The organism is Limnospira platensis NIES-39 (genome assembly GCF_026000695.1).
Taxonomy (GTDB): domain Bacteria; phylum Cyanobacteriota; class Cyanobacteriia; order Cyanobacteriales; family Microcoleaceae; genus Limnospira; species Limnospira platensis.
In genome coordinates this window covers 4,519,483-4,545,120 of record NZ_AP026945.1, presented here as the reverse complement: position 1 = coordinate 4,545,120, position 25,638 = coordinate 4,519,483, and the positions used below count along the sequence as shown (strand labels likewise).

The 25,638-nt window shown below is 44.2% G+C and carries 18 protein-coding genes; 9 read left to right on the top strand and 9 right to left on the bottom strand.

What is annotated here, in order from left to right; translation table 11 throughout:
- Nucleotides 1-190: 190 nt before the first annotated feature.
- Nucleotides 191-547, bottom strand: a complete 357-nt coding sequence (locus N39L_RS22270) for a phage holin family protein (protein ID WP_014276407.1) — start codon at nucleotides 545-547, stop codon at nucleotides 191-193.
- A 77-nt stretch (nucleotides 548-624) separates the two neighbouring features.
- Here N39L_RS22270 and N39L_RS22265 point away from each other — a divergent pair, with 77 nt between their 5' ends.
- On the top strand, nucleotides 625-1,158 hold the full coding sequence (locus N39L_RS22265) for a pentapeptide repeat-containing protein (RefSeq protein WP_081471219.1): 534 nt from the start codon (nucleotides 625-627) through the stop codon (nucleotides 1,156-1,158).
- A 3-nt stretch (nucleotides 1,159-1,161) separates the two neighbouring features.
- On the opposite strand, the gene N39L_RS22260 is transcribed toward N39L_RS22265, so the two are convergent.
- Complete coding sequence (locus tag N39L_RS22260; protein WP_006619115.1) at nucleotides 1,162-1,992, bottom strand: sulfurtransferase; 831 nt, start codon at nucleotides 1,990-1,992, stop codon at nucleotides 1,162-1,164.
- A gap of 371 nt (nucleotides 1,993-2,363) precedes the next feature.
- Between N39L_RS22260 and N39L_RS22255 the strand changes: the two genes are divergently transcribed.
- From N39L_RS22255 to N39L_RS22245, 3 genes are all read left to right on the top strand, one after another.
- On the top strand, nucleotides 2,364-5,099 hold the full coding sequence (locus N39L_RS22255) for a cation-transporting P-type ATPase (protein WP_014276405.1): 2,736 nt from the start codon (nucleotides 2,364-2,366) through the stop codon (nucleotides 5,097-5,099).
- 105 nt (nucleotides 5,100-5,204) lie between these two features.
- Nucleotides 5,205-6,596: an HD domain-containing phosphohydrolase gene (locus N39L_RS22250; RefSeq protein ID WP_006619113.1), complete on the top strand. Its 1,392-nt coding sequence runs from the start codon at nucleotides 5,205-5,207 to the stop codon at nucleotides 6,594-6,596.
- Between the two features lie 30 nt (nucleotides 6,597-6,626).
- Nucleotides 6,627-7,232 (top strand): pentapeptide repeat-containing protein, encoded by a 606-nt coding sequence (locus tag N39L_RS22245; RefSeq protein WP_006619112.1) that lies wholly within the window; start codon nucleotides 6,627-6,629, stop codon nucleotides 7,230-7,232.
- 55 nt (nucleotides 7,233-7,287) lie between these two features.
- Here the strand turns inward: N39L_RS22245 and N39L_RS22240 are convergent, their stop codons facing one another.
- The 3 genes from N39L_RS22240 to gor all read right to left on the bottom strand — a co-directional run bounded on the left by N39L_RS22240 (nucleotide 7,288) and on the right by gor (nucleotide 11,700).
- Nucleotides 7,288-8,622, bottom strand: a complete 1,335-nt coding sequence (locus N39L_RS22240) for a GH39 family glycosyl hydrolase (RefSeq protein WP_006619111.1) — start codon at nucleotides 8,620-8,622, stop codon at nucleotides 7,288-7,290.
- Nucleotides 8,623-8,849: 227 nt separating this feature from the next.
- Nucleotides 8,850-10,211 carry a CHAT domain-containing protein gene (locus N39L_RS22235; RefSeq protein ID WP_006619110.1) on the bottom strand — a complete coding sequence of 454 codons (1,362 nt, stop codon included), beginning with the start codon at nucleotides 10,209-10,211 and terminating at the stop codon, nucleotides 8,850-8,852.
- A gap of 145 nt (nucleotides 10,212-10,356) precedes the next feature.
- Nucleotides 10,357-11,700, bottom strand: coding sequence for a glutathione-disulfide reductase (gor, locus tag N39L_RS22230; protein ID WP_006619109.1), 1,344 nt, complete (start codon nucleotides 11,698-11,700; stop codon nucleotides 10,357-10,359).
- Nucleotides 11,701-11,982: 282 nt separating this feature from the next.
- On the opposite strand from gor, the gene N39L_RS22225 reads away from it, so the two are divergent.
- A complete protein-coding gene (locus tag N39L_RS22225) occupies nucleotides 11,983-12,324 on the top strand; it encodes a hypothetical protein (protein WP_006619108.1) in 342 nt (113 codons plus the stop codon).
- A 141-nt stretch (nucleotides 12,325-12,465) separates the two neighbouring features.
- A complete protein-coding gene (locus N39L_RS22220; RefSeq protein WP_006619107.1) occupies nucleotides 12,466-14,376 on the top strand; it encodes an alpha/beta hydrolase family protein in 1,911 nt (636 codons plus the stop codon).
- Nucleotides 14,377-14,607: 231 nt separating this feature from the next.
- On the opposite strand, the gene N39L_RS22215 is transcribed toward N39L_RS22220, so the two are convergent.
- On the bottom strand, nucleotides 14,608-16,026 hold the full coding sequence (locus N39L_RS22215) for a helix-turn-helix domain-containing protein (RefSeq protein WP_006619106.1): 1,419 nt from the start codon (nucleotides 16,024-16,026) through the stop codon (nucleotides 14,608-14,610).
- 817 nt (nucleotides 16,027-16,843) lie between these two features.
- Between N39L_RS22215 and adhE the strand changes: the two genes are divergently transcribed.
- Both adhE and N39L_RS22205 read left to right on the top strand, forming a co-directional pair.
- The gene (adhE, locus tag N39L_RS22210; RefSeq protein ID WP_014276404.1) at nucleotides 16,844-19,615 is read left to right on the top strand and encodes a bifunctional acetaldehyde-CoA/alcohol dehydrogenase; all 2,772 of its coding nucleotides are present in this window, start codon (nucleotides 16,844-16,846) and stop codon (nucleotides 19,613-19,615) included.
- A gap of 169 nt (nucleotides 19,616-19,784) precedes the next feature.
- Nucleotides 19,785-20,882 carry an NAD(P)-dependent alcohol dehydrogenase gene (locus tag N39L_RS22205; RefSeq protein ID WP_006619104.1) on the top strand — a complete coding sequence of 366 codons (1,098 nt, stop codon included), beginning with the start codon at nucleotides 19,785-19,787 and terminating at the stop codon, nucleotides 20,880-20,882.
- A 75-nt stretch (nucleotides 20,883-20,957) separates the two neighbouring features.
- Here the strand turns inward: N39L_RS22205 and N39L_RS22200 are convergent, their stop codons facing one another.
- The gene (locus N39L_RS22200) at nucleotides 20,958-22,505 is read right to left on the bottom strand and encodes a serine/threonine-protein kinase (RefSeq protein WP_006619103.1); all 1,548 of its coding nucleotides are present in this window, start codon (nucleotides 22,503-22,505) and stop codon (nucleotides 20,958-20,960) included.
- Nucleotides 22,506-22,599: 94 nt separating this feature from the next.
- Here N39L_RS22200 and N39L_RS22195 point away from each other — a divergent pair, with 94 nt between their 5' ends.
- Nucleotides 22,600-23,553 carry a class I SAM-dependent methyltransferase gene (locus N39L_RS22195; protein WP_006619102.1) on the top strand — a complete coding sequence of 318 codons (954 nt, stop codon included), beginning with the start codon at nucleotides 22,600-22,602 and terminating at the stop codon, nucleotides 23,551-23,553.
- A 50-nt stretch (nucleotides 23,554-23,603) separates the two neighbouring features.
- Here the strand turns inward: N39L_RS22195 and N39L_RS22190 are convergent, their stop codons facing one another.
- A complete protein-coding gene (locus N39L_RS22190; RefSeq protein WP_006619101.1) occupies nucleotides 23,604-24,014 on the bottom strand; it encodes a CAAD domain-containing protein in 411 nt (136 codons plus the stop codon).
- Nucleotides 24,015-24,304: 290 nt separating this feature from the next.
- Nucleotides 24,305-25,036, bottom strand: a complete 732-nt coding sequence (locus tag N39L_RS22185; RefSeq protein ID WP_014276401.1) for an energy-coupling factor ABC transporter ATP-binding protein — start codon at nucleotides 25,034-25,036, stop codon at nucleotides 24,305-24,307.
- Between the last annotated feature and the right edge of the window lie 602 nt (nucleotides 25,037-25,638).

Here is a 25,638-nt window from a genome sequence, read left to right as displayed (position 1 = left end):
CTTGTTCACCAGTCGCTTAATACATTGCCCTCACCCTAAATCCCTCTCCCAGAGAGGGAGAGGGACTTTGAGAGGTGATCAGATGATTTCTGAACAGGCTGTAATGGAAGTTTGGGATAAAAAAGGCGGGGGTTGATATTGCCAGGAATAACCCACCGCCTTAACCTAGAGTCGGGAAAATCTGAACAATCTAAACATCTACATCAGTTTTGTTGGCAATTTGACTCATACCCCAGGAAACTAAGGAAAGGACAATAGAACCCCATAGGGCTGGCCAAAATCCATTAATGGTAAAACCGGGGGTAAATTTGGCGACGAGGGATAGGGAAATGGCGTTAACGACAAACAGGAACAAACCTAGGGTTAATAGGGTTAAGGGTAGGGTGAGGATAGTTAAAATTGGTTTAATGATGGCATTTACCAACCCCATAACGATCGCCCCTACAGCAGCAGCCTGCCAACCCTCCAGAGTTAAACCAGGCACTAAATAAGCGGTAATGGACAGCGCAATGGCTGCTAACAGCCAAGTCAAGAAAAAATTAATCATCAATACAGTTTAACGTGGTCTTTGGTTTCCCATTGTAGTGAAAAGGTTGCTGTAGTTCGCTATCCTGGAGATAGATTGTGGTTATTAGAGATATTTGTATGGGACTTTTAGCAATGAAGAGGATGATTAAATCATTAGCGATCGCCTTATGGGTAGGGCTAATATTAATTATTGGGCCTGGGTTAGCCCTAGCTGAGAACCCCTCCCACCTGTTTTTTAACCACAGCTTGCTGCAAAACCGGGATTTTTCCAACCAAAAACTACCCGCCGCCGAATTTGCCAACTCCAATCTGGAATATGCTAACTTTGACGAAGCCGAATTGCGGGGTTCTGTGTTCAGTCGGGCAATTATGCTGGGCGTGACCATGAGAAAAGCCGACCTCACCTATGCTATGCTCGATCAGGTGGACTTTTCCCAAGCAGACCTCAGCGATTCGATTTTTACGGAAGCCCTGTTTTTAGGTTCTACCTTTGCTGATACCAAAATCACTGGCGCAGACTTCACCGATGCTATTTTTGATCGGGAACAGTTGCGCCAACTCTGTCTGAGGGCAGAAGGAGTCAACTCGACGACGGGAGTTGATACCCGCTACTCCCTGGGGTGTCGTTAGGCTTCAGGCTTCCGGGTCTAGTTGATAGGAACACCAATCACTCCAACTTCCGGCATACAATTTTCCCTGGGATAAGCCTGCCAATTCCAGGGATAGCAAATTAGTACAGGCTGTGACTCCTGACCCACAGTAAACGATAATTTCTTCAGCGTCCTGATAGTCCGCCCACCGCTGTTGTTGTGTAGATTTAACAAAACCTTGATCATCGGTGACTTGTTGCCAGGGTAAATTGACCGCGCCGGGAATATGTCCGGCTATGGGGTCTATGGGTTCATGTTTGCCTAGATAGCGGTCATAGTCACGAGAATCAACTAAAACCACGCCGGGCTGATCCTTGCGGGTTTTCACCTGTTCATAATTTACCACCCAATCCGATCGCAATTTCGGGGTAAATTTAGCCGGTTGTGAACTTGGCAACTCTTCAGAGACGGGATAACCCGCCGCCTGCCAACTGTTAAAGCCACCATCGAGTAAACTAATGCGATCGTGACCCATATATCGTAACAGCCACCACAGCCTCCCCGCAAAGCCAAACCGGGCATGGTCATAGGCTACCACATGGGTTTCCCCAAATTCAATCCCCATTGTGCCTAATTTATCAGCTAGTTCATCAATATTCGGCAAGGGATGACGGCCACCATGTTTAGTCACTGGTGAAGACAGATCCCGGTTTAGATCGAGATGAAAAGCCCCCAAAATGTGGCTCTGTTGATACTGTTGTTGTCCCCAAGCTGGATCAGCCAAGGCAAAACGACAGTCCACAATTTTCACCTGGGGATTATTCAGATTTTCGCGTAACCATTCGGGGGAAACAATCGGTTGAGTATTAACCATTAAAATCCCATCTCCCTGCTATCGGATTAGCGATATTTGCAGGGTGTATTATATCATATATTGGCAATTTTTACACACAATCCCCGCAATTTTCTCATCAATCATCACCTATCCCTACAGTCTCGCGAAGTAAGTAGAATTGACATTTAACTACATCCACCAGCTAAACACTTGGAAAATACACGATTGTTAGATATGATACATATTATCCTAATGGGGATGTAAGCACTTATCCTGGTTGGTGAGGATGACTAACCTTTTCTGTGCCGACATCTTAATGTTTCGATAACCTTAACCATGGCTACCCCCTCCCCTATAGCTATATTTTCTGGGGCTATGGTTAACCCTTTGACCATCACAAAATTGACATTATGAATGACCCTAAATCTCTACCACCCAAACCCTGGCATTGTTTAGCGATCGCCGACACTGCTGCTGAAGTTGGGGCTAACCTAGAAGCAGGCTTAAACTCGGAAGAAGTGGCAAAAAGACAGGAACAATTTGGCTTAAATCGCCTGGAAAGTAAAGGGGGAACACATCCGATTATCCGATTTTTAGAACAGTTTAATCAACCCCTACTTTATATTCTAATTATTGCTGGGGGGATTAAGTTTATCTTAGAAGGATGGCAAAGTGCTAATGGTTGGGTAATTTGGGCGGTCGTTCTGATTAATGCTATAGTTAGCTTTATCCAAGAGACTAAAGCGGAAAATGCGATCGCCGCCCTGTCATCGTCCATAGAAACGGAAGCCACCGTATATAGAAACGGAGAAAAAAACAAGGTTCCCTCATCGGAAATAGTGCCTGGGGATATCGTCTTTATAGCTTCTGGTGATAAAATTCCTGCTGATTTGCGCCTAGTAGAAACCAAGAATTTACAAGTTAATGAATCCGCCCTAACCGGAGAATCAACGGCTGTGGAGAAACGCCCAGATCCGGTAGAGGAAAATGCCTCTCTGGGAGACCGTAAAAGCATGGGTTATGCTGGCAGTTTTGTGACTGCAGGACAAGGGCGAGGCATAGTTATCGCTACGGCAAAAAACACGGAAACTGGGCGCATTTCTCAGTTAATGGAAAACCAAAATAATCTGATTACTCCCCTAACTCGGAAATTTAGTAAATTCAGCCGCCAACTGCTTTATATTATCCTGGGAGTGGCAGCCTTGACGTTGGCGGTAGGGTTAGGATATGGTCAGAGTTTAAACGAAGTCTTTGAGGCGACGATCGCCCTAGCAGTTAGTGCCATTCCCGAAGGTTTACCAGCAGTGGTAACAGTCGCCCTAGCTATTGGGGTTTCTCGGATGGCTAACCGCCATGCTATTATTCGGAAACTCCCGGCTGTGGAAACTCTGGGAAGTGCGACGGTTATTTGTTCTGATAAAACGGGAACTTTAACTGAAAATCAAATGACCGTCCAGCAGATTTATGTTGGGGGTGAAAATTACCAGGTTTCCGGTAGTGGTTATACACCAGAGGGGGAGATATCCTCAGCAGATCAAGCTATTAACCTAGCTGATCACCCGATGCTTATAGAATGTTTGCAAGGGGGGATGTTGTGTAATGACTCCCATTTAATTCAGGAAGAAAACACCTGGAAAATTGTGGGAGACCCGACGGAAGGGGCTTTAATTGTTAGCGCCCGCAAAGCCGGATTTACTCTGGCTGAATTAGAGGCAGAAATGCCGCGTCAAGATGTGATTCCCTTTGAGTCAGAATATCAATATATGGCGACTTTGCATGAATCTAGCGATCGCCAACAGTTGGTAATTTATGTGAAGGGTTCGGTGGAAGCTATTGTTTCCCGCTGCGATCAAATGTTAGACTCTGACGGGCAAGTTATTCCGGTAGATGCTGCAGAAATTCATCAACAGGCTGAAACTATGGCAGCTTCTGGGTTACGGGTATTAGCGATCGCCAAAAAACCCACCCAGCAAACCACCCTAGACCATGAGGATATTGCACAGGGGTTAGAGTTTCTCGGCTTACAAGGAATGATTGACCCGCCGCGCGAAGAAGCAATTAGGGCCGTAGCCGCCTGTAAAAACGCTGGTATTAGAGTGAAAATGATTACGGGAGACCATATCATCACCGCTAGTGCGATCGCCTCCCAAATGCGCCTTAAACGGTCAGGGAGAGTTATTGCTTTCACCGGAGAAGACCTTAGCCAGATGGATCAGCAAGAGTTTATTAAGGCGGCTGAAGATGGCGTAGTATTTGCGCGGGTCGCCCCGGAACAAAAATTGCGCCTGGTGGAAGCCTTACAGTCTCGGGGAGATATTGTCGCCATGACGGGGGATGGGGTCAATGATGCACCCGCCCTTAAACAGGCTGATATTGGTGTGGCTATGGGACAAACGGGGACCGAGGTGGCTAAAGAAGCCTCCGATATGGTTTTGACCGATGATAATTTCGCTTCTATTGAGGCGGCGGTGGAAGAAGGGCGCACGGTTTACCGTAATTTGATCAAGGCGATCGCCTTTATCTTACCTGTCAATGGCGGCGAGTCCATGACCATCGTTATTAGTGTCCTCCTCAACCGATTATTACCTATTCTCTCCCTACAAGTTTTGTGGTTAAATATGATTAACTCCATCGCTATGACGGTTCCTCTGGCTTTTGAACCTAAGTCTAAACAGGTGATGGAACAACCCCCCCTCTCCCCTAATCGACCCCTGTTAAATAAGCCACTACTCCTGCGAATTCTGTTGATTTCTGTCTTTAACTGGGTGCTGATTTTTGGAATGTTTGAATGGGCGAGGATGACTACCGAAGAAGATGCGATCGCCCGGACCATGGCAATTCAAGCCCTCGTATTTGGGCGCGTATTCTACCTAATTAGTCTCAGTCAAATTGGCGAAACTCTCTCCTCCAAACTACGGGGGAAAGATACCGAAATCGCCGAAGTACCAGTAATTTGGATTGGTATTGCTGTTACCATGGTTTTACAGGTACTCTTTAGTCAGGTAGGCTTCATGAATACCTTATTCAGCACCGCGCCCCTAGACCTGCAACAATGGTTAACCTGTTTCCTGGTAGGTTTACCTATGATTATCGTGGCGGCGATCGCTAACCGCATTGACCCACCCAACCAACTTGCCCAAAATTAACAGTAGATACTAGACAGGGGGCAGTAAATAGCTCATAATTAATCATTATTAATTAATTGTCGAGGCTACCTTGGTCTGTCCCCTGTTAAAATTCCTATAAATAATATGAATCCTGAATCGACACTAAACTTACTTAAAGCCTCTTTACCTGATGGTAAACTGCCCTCTAGTTTTGGCGTTTACTTTAAAAATACCCTAGTCGCACTTTGTCACGCTTTAGAAGACCATCTTTTACAAATAGGTGAACTTACCGGAGAAAAACCTCTGGTTTTAGTGACTTTTCAAGAAGGAAAATGGTATCTTCAAGAAGCCGATCGCTATTTTGAAATCGCCAAACTTTGCCACCATATTGCCATTAGCGCTGTGCCTGATAGTGGCTTTTCCGAACATCCCACAGGTCAATTAGATAATGTTTCCTTAATTAATCTGGAACCATCTGATGGCCTAGTGGAAGAGTGGAACCTCTTAATTATAGCACCTGGATATAGGGCGATGGTGCTCTGTCAGGAATTATCAGAGTCTGAATACTTGGTTAATGCGAAACCTACCATTGACACCGAACGCAAATTTTATGGACTCTGGACTTTTGAGCAAACTATAGTAGACCAAACTGCCGAAATATTAATTAATCGCTTCCGTAAGTATAACCTGGAATTAGGCGATCGCCTCTGGGAATATTATCAAAATATTACTGCTACCCCTAACCCCACATTTCCCGACCTCAGCACGGTAGTTTCTCGGATTGTTACATATTTACAATCATCACAACAAGAATTAATCTCCGTTAATCGCCAAAATAGACAACTCTGGCAATGGGAAGGACAAGCCAAACGAGTTAGCCGCAATTTGAGCGCTAACAAACTGCAAGCCTTATTACGCATGGCGCAACAAGTAGATAAACGTGACCCCTTTAACCCTTGCGCTTCCCTACAAGTCGCCGCCTTATGCGAAACCATAGGTCAGATTTTAGACCTACCCACCCTGAAACTGCGACGGCTGAAATTAGCGGGTTTACTGCATCGTATCGGTCTCGCATCTGCACCCCCAGAAGTGTTTTTAAAAACTCCTGAAGAAATGGATGAAGCCACCCAAAAATTTTGGCGCGATCGCGCTTCTATTAGTGGTAGATTATTGGAATCTATGCCAGAATTAACCGTAGTGCAAAAAGTCGTTAATCACCACTTGGAAAATTGGGATGGTAGCGGAGTCCCTGATGGTCAAAAAGGAGAACAAATCAACATCCAAGCCAGAATATTAGGGCTAGTTAGCTATTTTCAAGAACTAACTCAGCCCCGGGGAAGTCGCCCAGCTTTGACTTTAACAGATGCCCTAAATGAATGTCAAAAATACAGCGGCACTAGATTTGATCCGGCTTTAGTCAACTCCTTAGCCACAGTAATTAGGTTAACTGAAGTGGGTTTAATGCAGTTACCAACTCAGCCCACCCAACTGCCGAATATTTGGCTAGAAGAAAGCACTAATCCCGCTAATCAATAATCTCCATAAATTACACATTAATAAACTATTATGAATAATCAAACTGCATCCCTAAATATCGAAGACATTAGAAATGGTAAAATCAAAGACCTAGTTAATGCTGATTTATCGGGTCTTGACCTGTCGGGGGCTGATCTGGCTGACGCAGACCTGTCCCAAGCCAAGCTAATGGGGGCGAATTTGTCGGGGGCGAATTTGGCTAGGGCGATCGTTAGGGCTAACCTCCGAGGCGCTAATCTGACCGGGGCTAACCTCATACAGGCAGATTTTCGCAATGCTGACCTGCGGGGTGCTATCTTATTAGATACAGACCCGCGAGAGGCTACTTTTGCAGGGGCTTTTCTCACTGGGGCGGTATTTGGTAATCTGGATTTGAGTGGTGTTAGTCTACATTCGGCTGATTTGCGGGGTGTGAGTCTATCTCAGGCAATTTTGCAGGGCTGCGACCTGAGAAATGCTAACCTCTCGGGAGTGGACTTTTTCCAAGCTGATTTGGAAGAGGCTAACCTGAGTGGCGCAGTCTTGCGAGGGGCGAATTTGCAACAGGCTAACCTACTTTGTGCCATTGTGGAAAATACACAATGGGGCGGCGCTTGTCTTGATGGCGCTTGTTTAGACGGTACCCCCCTAGAGTAAATTTACCAAGGCGATCGCCCTTAACCTCACCAAGATATCACTCAAGGTGCGCTACCTAGCCGATAGTCAAAATATAAGCCTCATGGATGCGAATATTGGGAACAGTCAATCGGACTATTTGATTAGTGACCGTAATTTGCTCCCGTTTGACGATCGCTAAATCCTTAACCACCGCTTCGCCAGTGTCTGGAATTCGGGAGATAGTCAAATTTAAAGGCTGTCCAGGCCTTACCAAGTCAAGCAGCTGAAGATTTCTGAGAGTCAGGGTAACAGTAGCTTGACGGGGCGCTCGACCTTGCTCAAAATAACCAAACAGGACTTGGGCTTGATTTCCACCATTAGACCGACTCGCCAAACCAATCACTCTGGGGTTATTTCCCTGAGTCCTCACCCTAGTTTCAAAGCCATCGGCATAGGCTTTATAAACCCACCAAACCGCCCTAGGTGCAAAAGGTCCCGGCTGTACCAAACCATCAAGACTTTTGTTAAAACAGTTATTTCTACCGCCCGCTTTTGGTTCCCAACAGGCTTTGGCGGCGGCGGAAACGCCTCCCTGTTCTGTATAATACAAATAGGCTAAATTTTCAGCAGGTCGATATTGGGCAGTGGGTCCAATGATTTCGTTAACATCCAATCGCTGAATTTTCAGACTGCGATAAGCTGGGTTCTGTCGAAAACTCTGGTTAGCATCTCGGATATGGGATGCGATCGCATTAATAGTCTGATCATTAAGTTCATGCCAAGATAACGAGTTCACCTCAAGATTATTGTCTCGGCAATAGTTTAAAAAAGCCGTCAAGAAACCCTTATCATACTTAGTAATACTCGGCCCACCAATGATCACATCAGGGCCTAACTCTTCCCGTAAAACCCGATAAGCCCTTTTATAGGTTTCAAAAAACTGTTCTCTAGTGCCATGCCAAAACGGATCGCGCAAATCTGGTTCATTCCAGATATCCCAGAGCATCTTTTTTCCCTTATGTTCTCTAGCCAAATTCCGAACATGGTTTTCCCAGCGGGTATAGTCATCATAGGGCCACCCCCGTGGTCTTCCATATCCCCAAGTATCACTCAGTAACAACTGAAATGTTGCCCCAAATCCAGTTAAGCGAGGATAAAGGTTTAGGCGAGATGTCCGCCACAGTCTCGGTTGCAGGGGTTGAATTAGATGGTCTGGCGGTTCATCTTCCTCCACTCCATAGAGAAAACCACTCATAGATTTAACACCAGGTTGAGAGGTGGCAAAATCAATGGTCAAATCCCCTTGAGTTATCGCGATCGCCGGAATTATGCTCACCCCAACAAATAGCAATGCTCCTGCTATTGCCAATAATACCGAAAGCCATTTAATTCTGACACTTCGGCGAGAAATAGCTAATTGTTTAATCATTGGTCAATTTTCAGTTAATATTGATACAGTCATTTCAGTAATCATACAACAGGCTTTAAAAGTGCCTCTCCTCCCTGTTTACTAATTACCTTGTGGACTGGGGCGGGTTTATAATATAGTCGTCGGGAGTTGAGTTGACAACCGAACTCGCCCGTACAATTATTAATTATCAATTATTAATTATTAATTACACTTCTGGCAGACGATCGCCTATTGGTGTGAGCTGTTTACCAGGGACTACTAATCATAGTAAAACCAGCCCAGTAAAATGGATGGCGGAGACCAGAACCGCCTAAATCGTTTAAACCTTGCGGTAAAGGCATCACACCGTTAGATAAGAACAGGCGATCGCCATCAAAGTATACATCACCACGCAACAGATTAATTTGAGCCTGTTGGAGTGCCTCTGCTTTCGTGGGGTTTTTGGCTAGTTGCAGATAAAACTCCGACATTAGGGCTAAAGTCCCCAAATCGCTAATATTCCCAAGACTAGCCACAGCCGATTTGACTCCAGCCTGTAGTGCTAAACCCGCAAATCCTAACTCTGCTTCTTCGTTTCCCAAAGCCGTCTGACAAGCACTGAGGACTAATAATTCCGGCGGTGAATTCCAGGGAATTTGTGATAACTGGCTGAGAGTAAGTTGACTATCCCAAAACTGAATATAGGAATTATCTGGATTTCCGGGATTGAACTCAGCATGGGTAGCCCAATGGATAATATCAAAATCTTGATTAGCTAGTTTGGCTAGTAGATTTTCCGTGGTAAAATCCTGATTGAGCAAAAATTGTCCCTCGATAGCCGATTGGGGAATTAACAGGTTGGGAATTTTATAAGTGATAGCCGATAATTCCACAGGTACAGCCGGGAGAGGTTCCAGTGTTTGGAATTCTGAGGCTCCCATGGCTAAAATCCGATCAGCTTGAATAGGCTTATAGTCTCTGTCAATCAGATTAAAGGCGGGAATATGAGACAAACTATATTTTTCGATTAAAAACTGTTCGCCGTCGTATAAAGCACCGAAAGGGATGCCTCGGAGTCCTTCTCCTACGCAAAAAAGCAGGGTATCAATATCATCAGCTTGTAATTGTGGCTCTAATGGCTTAATAATCCACTCATATAACTGTTGGGCGGCTCCTAGTTGTAAGGGAGGACGCAGACGGGTAATATTTTGGCGGAACTCGCGAGCGGTTTGATTCAGTAATTCTTGGGGAACTTCATAGAGATCCTCAACTACGGGTTCTCCTCCGGGATTAATTAGGACTAGGTGTAAATGGTCAATGCGGGGACTCACCCATAAAATTGCGGGTTTGGTTCCGGTTTTTTCAGCCAGCAAGGACAGGGTTTCTGCCATCACTTCTGGGGGGTCACTGGTGCCGGGTAGTTCTCGACCAAAATGATCCTCAAATACTGCTTGAAAACGATGATCCATGCCTAAAATGGCTTCGCTCAGGGATGTGGCATTGGTATCAATGGGGGTGAAGATGATAGAAACAGCAACCACTGACAAGGCGATCGCTATCGCGAGGGAAAGCCAACGAGTTAGAGGCTTCCAGAGTTTAATTTTACGGGTTATATAATTCCGTTTCATATTTTGATGCCAAGATATAGGTAAAGCCGAAAGAGAGGGTAATCAATTCGTGGGGGCGGGTTCCCCAATTAATTAAAGTCCCCGACGACAATTTTAATCAACCCGCCCCTACCTACCCTTCTAGGTATCAATCAGGAATCAGAAACTAGCGCATGGTAACAAATTCTTCACCGCTGCTGGGATGAATACCCATTGTGTTGTCGAAATCTTTTTTGGTAGCTCCCATGTTAACAGCGATCGCAATTCCTTGGATCAGTTCGGCTGAGTCTTTACCCACCATGTGAGCCCCCAAAACGCGATCGGTATTGGTTTCAACAATTAACTTCATTAATACCTTTTCATCAGCCCCCGTCAGACTGTGGAACATGGGTCGGAACACAGCCCGATAGCATTTAATCGAATCACCGAATTTTTCTTGGGCTTGGGCTTCTGTCATGCCTACTGTCGCCGCCTCCGGTTGGGAGAACACCGCTGTAGCGATGTTATCATGGCTGATGGAGCGGGGTAGATGACCAAATTCCGTATCTGCAAAAGCCCGACCTTCCGCGATCGCTACTGGGGTGAGGTTGACCCGGTCTGTGCAGTCTCCCACCGCAAAAATATTAGATTGAGTCGTCCGGCTGTCTTGAGTTACGGCGATCGCCCCTTTAATCGTTTCTACCCCCGCGTTTTCCAGGTTTAATCCATCCAGTTTAGGCTGGCGACCTGTCGCACACAACAGAGCATCTACAATCAACGGTTCTGTATCATCACCTGTTAGGGTTAGTTTCAGACCTTCCTCCACTTTTTCGATTTTTTCAATGGTGGTATTAGTGCGGAAATTCACCCCATGCTTGGTCATACCCTCTTGAATATGGCTCCGCAGGTCTTGATCAAATCCCCGCAGGATCAGGTCGCGCCGGATAATTTCTGTCACTTGGGAACCTAAACCATTGAGGATACCCGCGAATTCTACCGCAATATAGCCACCACCCCAAACTGCGAACCGTTTGGGCTGTTCCGGCAGCAAAAACATATCATCAGAAACTATACTATGTTCAATGCCGGGAATCTCTGGGCGCACCGCTTTCGCTCCCACTGACACCAGAATTTTATCGGCCGTAATTTTGCGATCGCCTACTTCTAGTGTATGGGCATCAATAAATTTAGCGTATCCATCAATAAGTTCCACTCCGGCTTTTTCCAAAAAGCTGATATGCAGTTGGCTTAACCGTTTAACTTCCGTATCAACCGCTTGGGTGAGTTTTTGCCAATCAAAGCTACTCTCCACCTCACTCCAGCCATAGCCTACCGCGTCCTTGTATAGGTGGGAAAACTGGGAAGCATAGACCATCAGTTTTTTGGGGACACAACCCCTGATCACACAGGTTCCCCCAACCACGGAATTTTCTGCGATCGCTACTTTCGCCCCTAATGAAGCCGCCCGTTTCGACGAAGCCAACCCCCCTGAACCTGCACCAATCACAAACAAATCATAATCGTATGCCATACAATAATAGCCTCTCGTCTAAAACATCAATTTTCTAAGATGACCTGGATCGCCCAATGACTTCCAATATATTTTACCCCAATCAGTACCCGGATCCAAATTTGTGGAACTTATTGCCCACCTGACCAGTCCTGACCATGAGAAATCAATTACCATCTAATTCATAATTGATAACTCTTGACGTATAATGGCGCTCATCATCTTTGGCTCAAATTTTGCTGATCGCAGTTGAATTAGTCGTATGATTGGGAAGTAATCATCTGGTTAGCAAGTTACAATATTATGAGAATTTCCCCCCCCAAAACTGTGTCTAAATTTCTGGTGGTGTTCCCACTAATTAGCGGCACCATAACTGCCATGTTTCCGGCGCAAGCGTTGACCCCACAACAGCGCCAGGAATTTCAGACCAATTATCTGCAAGGATGCCGAGCCGGAATGGCGGCTGAGAAGATTTCCCCCCAAAGAGGAGAAGCCTTTTGTAATTGTACCTTAGAGCGTTTAAGTAAACTGCCAGATGACAAATTCTTGGCGCTAAGTAATCTGACAACTCAACAGGAAATTATGGCAAATCGGGATTTTCAATCTGCTTTTATGCAATGTTCTCCCACCTTGGTCAGGGATTGAAGTCGGTTGTTAATTTTCAGGGCGACCAGAGTATGAGTTGCCCTATCTATTGCATCCCAGTGGATAATAGAGGTATTTTATTGATATTTTAGCTAGAATCTCCCTGTACGGGAATCCACTGGAGTTATAGAGATAGAAACTATGAGTTTAAGCGTTGCGCCCTATGGCTCCTGGCAATCGGCCATCACTACCGACTTAATTATTAAAGGGGCAGTCGGGTTGGCAAGTCCTGCCTGGGATGGAGATGATATATATTGGATTGAGGGACGACCCTCTGAAGGGGGACGCAATGTGATTGTGCGCCTAACCCCCAAAGGCGATCGCATTGATTGCACTCCTGCCGCTTTTAATACTCGTACCCGTGTACATGAGTATGGGGGGGGAGCTTATACCGTCAGTGAGGGGACGGTATATTTTTCTAATTTTGCTGATGGACGCATTTACCGTCAGGCGATCGCCTCAGTTGCTCAACCCACCGAAATTTTACCCGAACCTATCACCCCGGAAGGAAATTTCCGCTATGCTGATTTGCTCATAGATACCCGCCGGGGACGCTTGATTTGTGTGCGCGAAGACCACAGCCAGTCAGGAGAACCCGTTAATACCCTCATTAGCCTTAACCTCAACAACCCTGAAGATATCCAAATATTAGCCACAGGGGCCGATTTTTACGCCTCCCCTAACCTCAGTAAAGATGGCTCCCGTCTCTGTTGGATTTGCTGGTATCATCCCAATATGCCTTGGGATGGCACAGAATTATGGGTGGCTGAAGTTACCGAAGATGGAACCTTAGACCAACAAAAACGGGTCGCGGGGGGAGTCGAAGAGTCAATTTTTCAGCCTCAATGGTCTCCTGATGGAACTCTTTATTTTGTAAGCGATCGCGCTAACTGGTGGAACCTCTACCGGGTTCGTGATCAGAAAATTGAGCCATTATTTCCCCTCCCGGCCGAATTTGGACTACCTCAATGGGTCTTTGGGATGTCTACATTCGGTTTCATCTCCCAACGGCGGCTTTGTTGTGCCTATACTCAAAATGGTATTTGGTCCTTAGCCACTTTAGACCCAGAAACTCAACAATTACGTTCCTTTGATGTTTCCTATACCTACATTTCCTCCGTCACAGTTCAAAACAATAGTATTTTGATGTTGGCATCTTCCGCTACTGAACCCACCGCCTTGGTGGAATTGGATCTTAATGCTGGGGAAATGAATGTTCTGCGATCTTCGACGGAAATCGACCTAGACCCTGGTTATTTATCAGTCCCAGAACCTATTGAGTTTCCTACCGAAAATGACCAAACCGCCTACGGCTTCTTTTATCCCCCCCAAAATAAAGACTATGTGGCTTCTGAGACCGAAAAACCGCCTCTGCTAGTGAAAAGCCACGGCGGACCCACGGCGGCCACTTCTAGCAGTCTCAATTTGAAAATTCAGTATTGGACCAGTCGCGGTTTTGCCGTATTGGATGTTAACTATGGTGGTAGCACTGGCTATGGTCGAGACTATCGCCAACGTCTTCAGGGTAACTGGGGAATTGTTGATGTGGCTGACTGTGTTAATGGTGCTAAGTTTCTGGCGGCGCAAGGGTTGGTTGATGGCGATCGCATGGCGATCGCGGGCGGTAGTGCAGGGGGTTATACTACTCTGTGCGCCTTGACTTTTCATGATGTGTTTAAAGCTGGCGCTAGTTACTATGGCGTTAGTGATTTGGAGGCTTTAGCTACCGATACCCATAAATTTGAGTCTCGCTATCTTGATGGCTTGATTGCACCTTACCCAGAAGGTCGCGATTTGTATATAGCCAGGTCGCCCATTCATCATAGCGATCGCCTCAACTGTCCAATCATCTTTTTCCAAGGACTTGAGGATAAAGTCGTTCCCCCTAACCAAGCTGAGAAAATGGTGCAAGTCCTCCAAGCTAAAGGCTTAACCGTCGAATATGTCACCTTTGCTGATGAACAACATGGCTTCCGTAAAGCTGAGAATATTCAGAAAGCCTTAGAAGATGAGTTTCAATTCTATATCCGTGTATTTGGGATTGGTAACTAATCGCTACTCCTCTAGGGGAATGGTGACGGGGGGACTAATTGATGATTCATTATTGATTAGTGATAGTTAGTCATTATCAACTATTCCCCCAACGATAAACTTGCATCTTGATAATCCCTAAATCTTCCTTAATTCTTAACAGGAATTAGGGGAGATTAAACCTTATTATATAGGCGAGAATATCCAATATTATTGACTAGCTGCAACTGTCTATCAGCACGGGTTTACCAATCATCTACATTGTCTGGTATACTCTCTAATTACCGGAATCAGGGTAAATAATGTTTGCTGTTCCTGTTGGATATTATCCACTAAAAACCGCTTTTGTAAGCATTGAACCGCTAACAATAACTCCGAACTGTTATGGTTTATATTCTCTAGCAAATCCGTCATAGACAAACCAGATTCTGATTCCGACAACCGACCCATTACCTGCTTTTCTAAATCCGATAATTGCTGCCAAAAATTATCTAATATATGCTTAATTTCTGGCAATACCAAGATTGATTTATTGGCTAAATATTGCTGGACGCTACCACCAAAAAAATCCTTTATTGTCCGGGATACAATTTTTAAAAATCCAGGATTACCACCATATATATTCATCAATTCTTGCCAATTATCAGCGTCTAATAAACTCGCAGAACTCAAAATATCCTGGGCGGATTCCAAAATCAAACCAGGTAATGTTAAGCATTTAACCCGATGGTTATTATTAGTTAATTCGATTACTTCTTGAGGCATAATTGAACTATTCATAATCAAACAACTATTATGGGATAGTTCGCCAATGGTTTTAAAGAGTAATCGATAACTTTCGTAACCGGGTTTATAGCCTCCCACCAGGTTATGAGGATTTAAAATCGCCTGCACATCGTCTAATATTAGCAAGCAGCGATGTTGTCGGAAACATTCCATGACTAATGATAATTGTTCTGCTAATTGGTGGGATGGGTTTTGAGCTTCTGCAACTGTGGAATAGTAACTGATGGTAAGGGGTCGGATATCTGGGTTTGGGGGAGGCAAAAATTGGGTTAAATAAGTTAGGATTGAAGATAGGGAAGGTAGGGTGCGTAAACTGCGCCAAATCACACAATCAAAATTATCTTGAATTTCTGGCAAAAGACGCAGGGCGAGTGCGGTTTTACCTATACCACTAATGCCCAAAATTGAGACTAAATTACTGCGATCTTCTAGTATCCAATTTTTGAGAGTAGCCACTTCTTCTTGGCGATCGCAAAAATAATCCCCATCAGGTATATCAGTGCGATCGATGCGCCTGAGGGACTCAGTGCTATATAGTTTGGGGGTAGTGTCACCCTGGGGAGGTGGGGAATTGGTTTGAGTGACAGCATCAATGGCCACAAATTCCTCACTATTGGACAAAGTCGGAAGTTGTAGCCTCTGACAAGTCGATCGCAGATTAGATTTATTGATGTCCTCTCCCGACGCTTGGGAAAGGGTTTTCCATAGCAGATAAGCCACCTTTTTGACATGGGGTTCGCTACAGTTGTAGCCAGCAGCAATTTCCGAGTATTTTTGATTTTGGTAAGTCCCCAGCAAAATAGCCGCTTCCAGGTCATCTAGGTGTTTTCCAGTTTGGATCAACACTAGACCGTCAGCCCATTCGATAATTTGTTGAACTTCCATAATACTAATAAGTGTTATTACTTATTCAAATTGTCTCATCTTCACCAGTAGCGATCCGTGATCGGGGGATAAGGGACTCTTGACTAATAACACCGCATCACAGATAAAAAGAGCCCATATATCTGTGATCTCATAACTCCCAACCTGTGACTGAAAACAACTATCTGAGTTGAGGAGGAGACCAGGGACAGGTAACAGACGGCATAGAATCCTTGAGGCTGTCCTATATATATGTTATATATTTGGAAAATGTCTAGTAGTGGTCCCTTACCTATGAGAATTTTATACCACTTTTGACAACTTTTGACAACTTTTGACAACTGAATACTACTTTAAACTACGTTATCCCACTTGCTATTACTCCATGCTACTTAATCGAACTTTATTTAACTTTATCCGACTTGGGAAACTTTTGCCTACCATTTCGCGGCCCGCAAGCCGAGATTTTCCGAAAAAAGTAGATACACAATCCTACTTTTTGCTGCTGACAGAGAGAATTTAGTTTGTTATAAATGAAGGTGGGCAGAGTTAAAGGTTAGCTACCAATAACTAATCAGTCCAGATTACATACTGAAATCCTTTTGTAATCAGAGTTCGTCTATATGTAGGTATGTGTTAAAACCAATGTGTAACAGCTAACCATACCTACCTTTTTGAACTAAATGGCATCTATTTTCACATCGCCTGAATAGGCTATAATTGCTGGCAATGATTAAATATCATCGTCGGGGCTGAGTATGGCAATTACCATATTTGATAGCATATTCTTGGCAAAATGTAGCCTAGCAAATCGTATAAACTATGGATAGTTTAAACCATGAGAATTAGCCAAGAAACTCACCTAAATGATTTAATCCAACAAGTCAAAGATGCTCAAGCCCAATACGCCACTTACAGCCAAAAACAGGTAGACAAAATTTTCCAAGTCGCTGCTTTAGCCGCCAACGCATCCCGGATTAATTTGGCTCAAATGGCCGTAGAAGAAACGGGAATGGGAGTAGTAGAAGACAAGGTAATCAAAAATCACTTTGCTTCTGAATACATTTACAACAAATACAAAGGCGAAAAAACCTGTGATGTTATCGAATCTGACCCCCATTATGGCTGGCAAAAAATCGCTGAACCCCTAGGAATTGTGGCGGGAATTATCCCGACAACTAATCCGACATCTACGGCTATTTTTAAAGCCTTATTAGCCCTCAAAACCCGCAATGGTATTATCTTTTCTCCTCACCCCAGAGCCACAGAATGCACGATTAAAGCTGCCAAAATTATCCTAGATGCTGCGGTAGCTGCTGGCGCACCAAAGGGAATTATTGGATGGATAGATAACCCAACTCTCCAATGGTCTCAAGAGTTGATGCAGCATCCTGATATCAGCCTAATTTTAGCAACAGGCGGACCGGGAATGGTGCAGGCTGCTTATTCATCTGGACATCCTAGCATGGGGGTGGGTTCTGGGAATACTCCGGCGATTATTGATGCAACTGCAGACCTAAAAATGGCTGTTTCTTCTATCTTAATTAGCAAAACTTTTGACAATGGTATGATTTGCGCTTCTGAACAAGCAGTAATTGTTCAAGATGAGGTGTATACCAGTGTTAAGCAGGAGTTGATAGCTAGGGGCGGTTATTTTCTGAAACAGCAGGAAAAAGAAGCCATCCGACAACTGATTCTCAAAGATGGGCGATTAAATCCAGAAATTGTGGGTCAGTCGGTGCAAAAATTGGCAGAAATGGCAGGTATTCAAGTACAAGAAAATACTAAAGTTCTGATAGGGGAGGTGACGAAAGTTGGGGTTAATGAACCTCTATCTTATGAAAAGCTATCGCCAATTTTGGCAATGTATCGGGCTAGTAGTTTCCCCGCAGCAGTTGAGACCGCCCAAAAGTTAATTATTTTTGGTGGTAAAGGACATACATCTGTTTTGTATACTCATCCTGGGAATAGCGAACATATCAAATATTTTGAAAGTCGCTTGCAAACTGGGCGGGTCTTAATTAATACTCCTTCTTCTCAGGGGGCTATTGGCGACGTTTACAATTTCCGACTGTCTCCTTCTCTGACTTTAGGATGCGGTAGTTGGGGGGGTAATTCGATTAGCGAAAATGTGGAACCTCACCATTTATTAAACATTAAAAATGTCGCGCAACGTCGGGAAAATATGTTGTGGTTCCGAGTGCCGCCCAAGATTTACTTTAAGGGGGGATGTTTACCAGTAGCCCTGGGAGAGTTACAGGGTAAAAAACGGGCTTTTATTGTGACGGATAAACCTCTGTTTGATATGGGATTAGTTACGCAAGTTACGGAGGTGTTAGACCGGATAGGAGTACCCCATTATGTGTTCTATGATGTGGAACCAGACCCGAAACTTTCTAATATTAATAAAGGGGTGGAACTTATGAATAGTTATCAGCCCGATATTATCATCGCTTTTGGTGGCGGTTCCCCCATGGATGCGGCTAAAATTATGTGGCTGATGTACGAACATCCGGAAATTGAGTTTGACGGTTTGGCGACGCGATTTATGGATATTCGGAAGCGGGTTTATGCTTTACCAGAACTAGGAAATAAAGCTATTATGGTGGCAATTCCTACTACTTCTGGGACGGGTTCTGAGGTGACACCTTTTGCTGTGGTTACGGACGATCGCACGGGGATTAAATATCCTCTGGCTGATTATGCGCTGACCCCAAATATGGCGATCGTTGATCCGGAATTAACCTTAAATATGCCGAAGAAACTAACGGCTTATGGTGGTATTGATGCGGTGACTCACGCCTTAGAAGCCTATGTCTCAATTTGTGGGTCACAGTTTACTAATGGACTGGCATTAGAGGCATTAGGGTTACTGTTTAAATACTTGCCTTCTGCTTATCAAAATGGCGCAAAAGACCCGAAGGCGCGTGAACAGGTGCATTATGCTGCCACTATTGCTGGCATGGCTTTTGCGAATGCTTTTTTAGGTATTTGTCATTCCCTAGCACACAAATTAGGTTCGACTTTCCATTTACCTCACGGCTTGGCAAATGCTTTAATGATTTCCCATGTGATTCGGTATAATTCTACGGATGCTCCTTTTAAACAGGCGATTTTTCCGCAGTATGAATACCCCCAAGCTAAACAGCGTTATGCAGAAATATCTGACTACCTAAAATTAGGCGGAAATACCCTTGATGAGAAGGTAGAAAAATTGATAGAAGCTGTGGAATACCTCAAGCAACAAATTGAGATTCCACCGACGATTAAACAATCACTAGACATCGAAGAAAAGGAATTTATGAGTAACTTACCTAATTTGGCTAACCAGGCTTTTGATGACCAATGTACTGCTGCTAACCCCCGTTATCCGTTAATTGGTGATTTGCAGAATTTGTACGCTACTGCTTATCATGAACCGGCTGTTAAAAAAGCACCAATTCACCCAGAATGTCAGCCAGAAGAAAGCCGGAAAACTCAACAAGCCGAATATCTAAACATGATTGAAAAGTATTGTCAAGGTGGTGAGTCGGCTATGGCTGTTGGCGACCTGGATAAGGATACGTTAATCGGGTTAAATGATGCTTGGTGGAAAACTGGGGTTATGTAATCCGATTTAATGGCAGATATTTCCATCAAACTTACTTAACTTTGGGTTTTTGGCGATCGCTATTGCGATCGCCATTTGGTTGACCTGTTTTGAGTAATCATCACTTGACCAAATTCTCCCCAACTATCTGGCTATTGCTGAAAATGCCACCCGCCCAAAAGTTAAAAAAATGTTAATTTTGACTGGGGTTATTAAAGGGGATTGTACAATACAAGGCAATGCTAATAATCAGGAAAATATTAATATGACTACAGCCACTAAAGTTAAGGCTTATGCGGCTTTAAATCCTGGTGAAAAATTGCAACCTTGGGAATATGAACCAGAACCTCTACAGGTTGATGAAGTAGAAATTAGAGTCACTCACAATGGCTTGTGTCATACGGATCTTCACATGAGAGATAATGATTGGAATGTCAGTCAATATCCCCTGGTTCCCGGTCATGAAGTGGTTGGAGAAGTTACGGAAGTTGGGGAAAAAGTGACTTTTCTGCATAAAGGCGATCGCGTAGGAGTTGGCTGGATTAGAAATTCCTGTAGGTCTTGTGACCATTGCTTACAAGGAGAAGAAAATATCTGTCGTGAGGGCTACACAGGTCTGATTGTCGGTCATTATGGGGGGTTTGCTGACCGCCTACGGGTTCCCGCAGATTTTACCTATAAAATACCCGATGCTTTAGACTCCGCCAGCGCCGCCCCCCTATTATGTGCCGGAATTACTGTTTATACGCCCTTGCGGACCTATATAAAACATCCTGGGATGAAAGTTGGGGTGATGGGAATTGGCGGACTCGGACACCTAGCGATTAAGTTTGCTAGGGCTATGGGGGCTGAAGTTACGGCGTTTTCTACTTCCCTAAATAAACAAGAACAAGCTACAGAATTTGGCGCTCATCACTTCCAACAATGGGGGACGGCTGAACAAATGAAGGCGATCGCCGGAAGTTTTGATCTAGTGCTTTCTACTATCTCTTCAGAAACTGATTGGGATGCGGCTTTTAGCTTGTTAGCTAATAACGGGGTTTTGTGTTTTGTGGGTATCCCAGTTTCGACTTTAAATATACCCCTAATTCCTTTGATTTTTGGTCAAAAAGCTGTGGTGGGTAGCGTTGTCGGCGGTCGGCGGTTTATGGCGGAAATGCTGGAGTTTGCGGCGGTGAATCAGATTAAACCGATGATTGAAACTATGCCATTAAGTCAAATCAATGAAGCCATGGATAAGGTAGCCGCTAATCAAGCCCGCTATCGGATTGTTTTACTACCTGATTAGTCAATAGTTGAAATCACGGCTATATTTACCAGGTTATAGCGCCAAGAGATTTGATCATAATTTTGGCGCTAATTTCTACGGAAGATGGGTTGGTGAACTTTCGGCGGATAATCGACCCATCGCATCAATTATTCCCAGGGAAAAAGCATAACCTGGGGGACAGGGTAATTCATCTGTGGAAAGAGGTAGTGATTCCCCTACCGTTGATAATAATGGGGGCTCTGTGGTAGTTTGGATGCTTTCACAATAGTTAACTCTGGTGATATAATCAGAGGGGGTTTTCCGAAAACTAGGCAGGCTAAAAGTTCCCCAGTCTGTGGGGTCTTTGGGTTGCCAATTTTGTTGGCGTTTGGTATCGGCATCTGACATTTTACCCCCCCATAAAACCGCCACATAACCATAACTATCACTTTGGCGAGGAATGGCGGCTATTTGGACTCCATGATTATTAATAACTTGCACATCAAAATAATGGGTGGGTAGAGCAATTAATTGTGATAGTTCTTGAGGAAATTTACCAGTGTCTAAATAGGCTTCATTTTGAATATTCATATAAGTAGATAGGGATTTAATTACCTCTAAATTGCTGGGGCGAATAATCGGCTCATCTCGTGAGGTAGGGGTATCTCGTGAGGTGGGGGTTTCTTCAATCTTTGCTGATTGTTGGGTGGTTTTCAACACAGAGAAAAAGGCAATAGAAGCGGCGATCGCACTCCCAAACCACAAATAATTGCGATATATATTTTTCGCTTTCCGGGGCTGATTTAGGTCTGTTAAGGCGGCTGAAGCTGATGTATAACGGTTACTTAGACGTGGCGAAATTAGACCATATAAAACTTCCGCTAATTGAGGACTAACAGGATTTTTGCCAAGCCAGTCTCGCCATACCCAATTATTATCACCATCAACTAAATTAAACGGTGATGTATTCGTTAATAAATGAATACAGGTAACACCTAAACTATACAGGTCACTAGCAAAAACGGCTTTTCCTCGCAATTGTTCCGGGGCTACAAATTCAGCAGTTCCGATGCTAGTTCCCGTTTTAGCCAGGTTAGTTCCCGTGTGGAGTTTACTCGCCCCAAAGTCTACTAAAAAGAGACGTTTATCGCTTTGTCTACGGATAATATTAGCGGGTTTAACATCCCGATGAATTAGGTTTCTGGCGTGTAGATATTGTAAAATTGGTAAAATTTGATTGAGGATATCTCGGATTTGGCTTTCCCCAAATATCCCCGTTTCTGCGAGTTCTTGTGCTAAGGTTTCTCCGGGGATAAATTCCTGGATAATATACTGTTGTTCATCTATGGCAAAATATGCCAAAAATTTGGGGATTTGGGGATGATTAACTACCTGCAAACTTTGAGCTTCTCGACGGAAGAGGCGAGAGGAGACCTGAGCATCATTAGTCAGAAGGGGGGAAAATTGTTTAATCGCACAGGGGGGGTGATTAGTTTCGCTTTCATCTATTATCCCTAAATAGGTAGTTCCAAACCCCCCAGACCCAATTTCTCTCAATGCTCGATAGCGATCGCCTAACTTTAATGACTGACCGCAGCGTTCACAGGATACAATATCCTTGGGGTTTTCGTGGCGACAGACGGGATTAAAACAAAGACTCATGATTTTTTCCCCTGGGATATACTTATGGCTTAACTGTAACACAGAGGCTGAGACTATGAGATAATCAACTGTTGATGATTATAATGTCCGTCTGATGAATACAAGTGATAAAATCAAACCCGACTGGGCTGGTGGTGATTTCCTCTCCCAATTTGTCAATCTTCTTATCCAAACTAAGCCGATTTTCAGCGTCATGAAATATCAGGCTAGACGGGTGTTAATTAAAACCGCCGAAAAGAAAGGTATTCCCTGGCGAGAAACTTATCAGCAACTCGAAGGGTCTGACGTGAAAGCCTTACTCCCAGAAATCACTGATACCACAGTAGTTTACCCCGACTATTATCAAGTTCCCTTTCATGCTTATGATGACGGAAATCTTTGCTGGAAAGCTGCTTTTGAGGCGGAGTCTGCTACCTATTCCATGGCTTTGCGAGTATGGCCAAAAGAGGATTTATCATGGCTAACAGCCCAGGAAAGGTTGCGCCACAGTTTTCATCAGGTTTTAGAAAATTATAGCCCTAACCCAGTTCGTGATATTTTAGATATAGGTTGTTCGGTGGGAATCTCTACCCAAGCCTTACATAACTATTATCAACACAGACAAGAAACCTCAATCCGAACAGTAGGGTTAGATTTATCTCCCTATATGTTATCGGTGGCGAAAATGCGGGATACTGAAGGAAAAATTAGTGAGTGGAAACACGCTAACGCTGAGAATACGGGTTTTGCTGATGATTCTTTTGATGTGGTAACTTTACAATTTTTGATTCATGAATTACCACGAACAGCGACGCGGAACATATTTAAAGAAGCCTTACGAATTTTGCGATCGCATGGTGTTTTAGCCATAGTTGATAATAACCCCAAATCTGCCGTCATTCAAAATCTGCCGCCGGTGCTATTTACTTTAATGAAAAGTACAGAACCCTGGACGGATGATTACTATACCTTTGACGTAGAAACCACCTTATCAGAATCCGGCTTTGACTATCAAACCACTGTGGAAACTGACCCCCGTCATCGAACTATTATTGCCATCAAACCTTGAGTTAAAAAATAGGGCGCTATTGCGCCCAATGCAAATCTGCGGTTTTCTAGTTAGGATTTATTGCCAAAAATCTGTTGGCGGAAGGAGTTAACTTCCTGTACTAATTCCTGGCGGGTGGATGCTTTCAGCAGGTAACGGTAAACAAACCAAGCCGCATATCCCATGCCAATTAACTCAAAAGTGGGAGCCACAAAGGGAATATCATTGAGGGCATCAACTACCGCAAATAACACCTTAATTGTCACCAATGCCACCACAATTAACAGGATAGTAACAATAGGTTTTTGATACTCCCCGAAAAACTTGGAAACATAACCCGGTAATTCCGACAAAAAGACAACGACTTTCTCTTTGATTTCTTCAAATTGTTCTTTACTGGGTCCCTCGTCTGTGGTGGGTGTCATACTTCCTCCTGGTAGGGAAGTGGTGGTAGGGTTGGCACTTTTGGTAGGTTCTACCATGTTAAATCTCCTTCGACTTAATACACAATTATCGCTATTGACACTCCCAGCCCTAAAAGGACGGGGATTCTTGGGTCATCGGGGAGTCGGCACTTAACCCCTCGCCAAGCATCTTCACCGTGTGCCCCACGGCTGCAAGTCCACGCCTTGAAGTTGAGTTTTGGCACGAATATCACCCCTACCCTATCACAGAGACGGTCAGCTAGTTTCCAGAAGAAATTCCGCCTGGTATTGCGGATGTATTCCTACAATTGAATCACTTTTAGATCAGCTTTGCGCCGGGCTAGGCATTAAGCCCAATTATCCGGTAAACCGCATTTTTCCAGGGTGTCTCTATCCTGTAATAGTTCTTGAGTGGGTCGATCTACTTTAATTTTGCCCAATCCCAAAATTAGCGATCGCTCTGTTACTCGGCTTACCCATTGTAGATCGTGGGAAGCAATCAATAGGACTTCGATAGGTAAATTAACTAAAATTTCCGCTAAATTACGCCGCCACCAAGGGTCCAGTCCATTGGTCGGCTCATCTAAAATCAAAATGCTAGGATTTAGGGCTAGAATGGCCGCTAAGGTGGCTAAACGTTTCTGACCCCCTGATAGTTCATGGACAGACCGATGAGCCAATTTAGCTAAACCAAATTGGGCTAGTAATTGATGGGCGATTTCTGAGGCTTGGTCATTACTAACCCCATAATTACACGGGCCGAAGATGACATCCTCAAAAATGGTCGGCATAAATAGCTGGTCGTTAGGGTCTTGGAAACCAAAACCTATCTGGCGGCGTATCTGTCGCAGGGTTGACGGTTCTACCAGGGTTCCCTGAATCCAAATCTTGCCACTGTCGGGGGTTTTTAAGCCAATTAGGGTTTCCATGAGTGTACTTTTACCCGTCCCCGTTGGTCCCAAAAGCCCTAGACGTTCTCCTGGGTTCACACTAAAGGAAATTTCTCGCCAAATTGGTTTTTCCCCAGAATAACTAAACGTCAGGTTCTCAACTCTTATACTGCAATTAGATTCACTCATGCGATCGCTTCATCAAAACGCCGTCTATCTTCCAATTGGTCAATAGTCATCAATTATCAATTATCAATTATCAATTATCAACTATCAATTATAGTCGGTTATCAATTATAGTCGGTTATCAATTATAGTCGGTTATCAATTATAGTCGGTTATCAATTATAGTCGGTTATCAATTATAGTCGGTGGGGCGGGTTTATTAAGATGGTCGTCAGACATTCATAATTCACAGCCGAACCCGCCCCTACCTAATTATCAATTATAGTCGGTTATCAATTATAGTCGGTGGGGCGGGTTTATTAAGATGGTCGTCAGACATTCATAATTCACAGCCGAACCCGCCCCTACCTAATTATTAATTATAGTCGGTTATCAATTATAGTCGGTTATCAATTATAGTCGGTTATCAATTATAGTCGGTTATCAATTATAGTCGGTGGGGCGGGTTTATTAAGATGGTCGTCAGACATTCATAATTCACAGCCGAACCCGCCCCTACCTAATTATCAATTATAGTCGGTTATCAATTATAGTCGGTTATCAATTATAGTCGGTTATCAATTATAGTCGGTGGGGCGGGTTTATTAAGATGGTCGTCAGACATT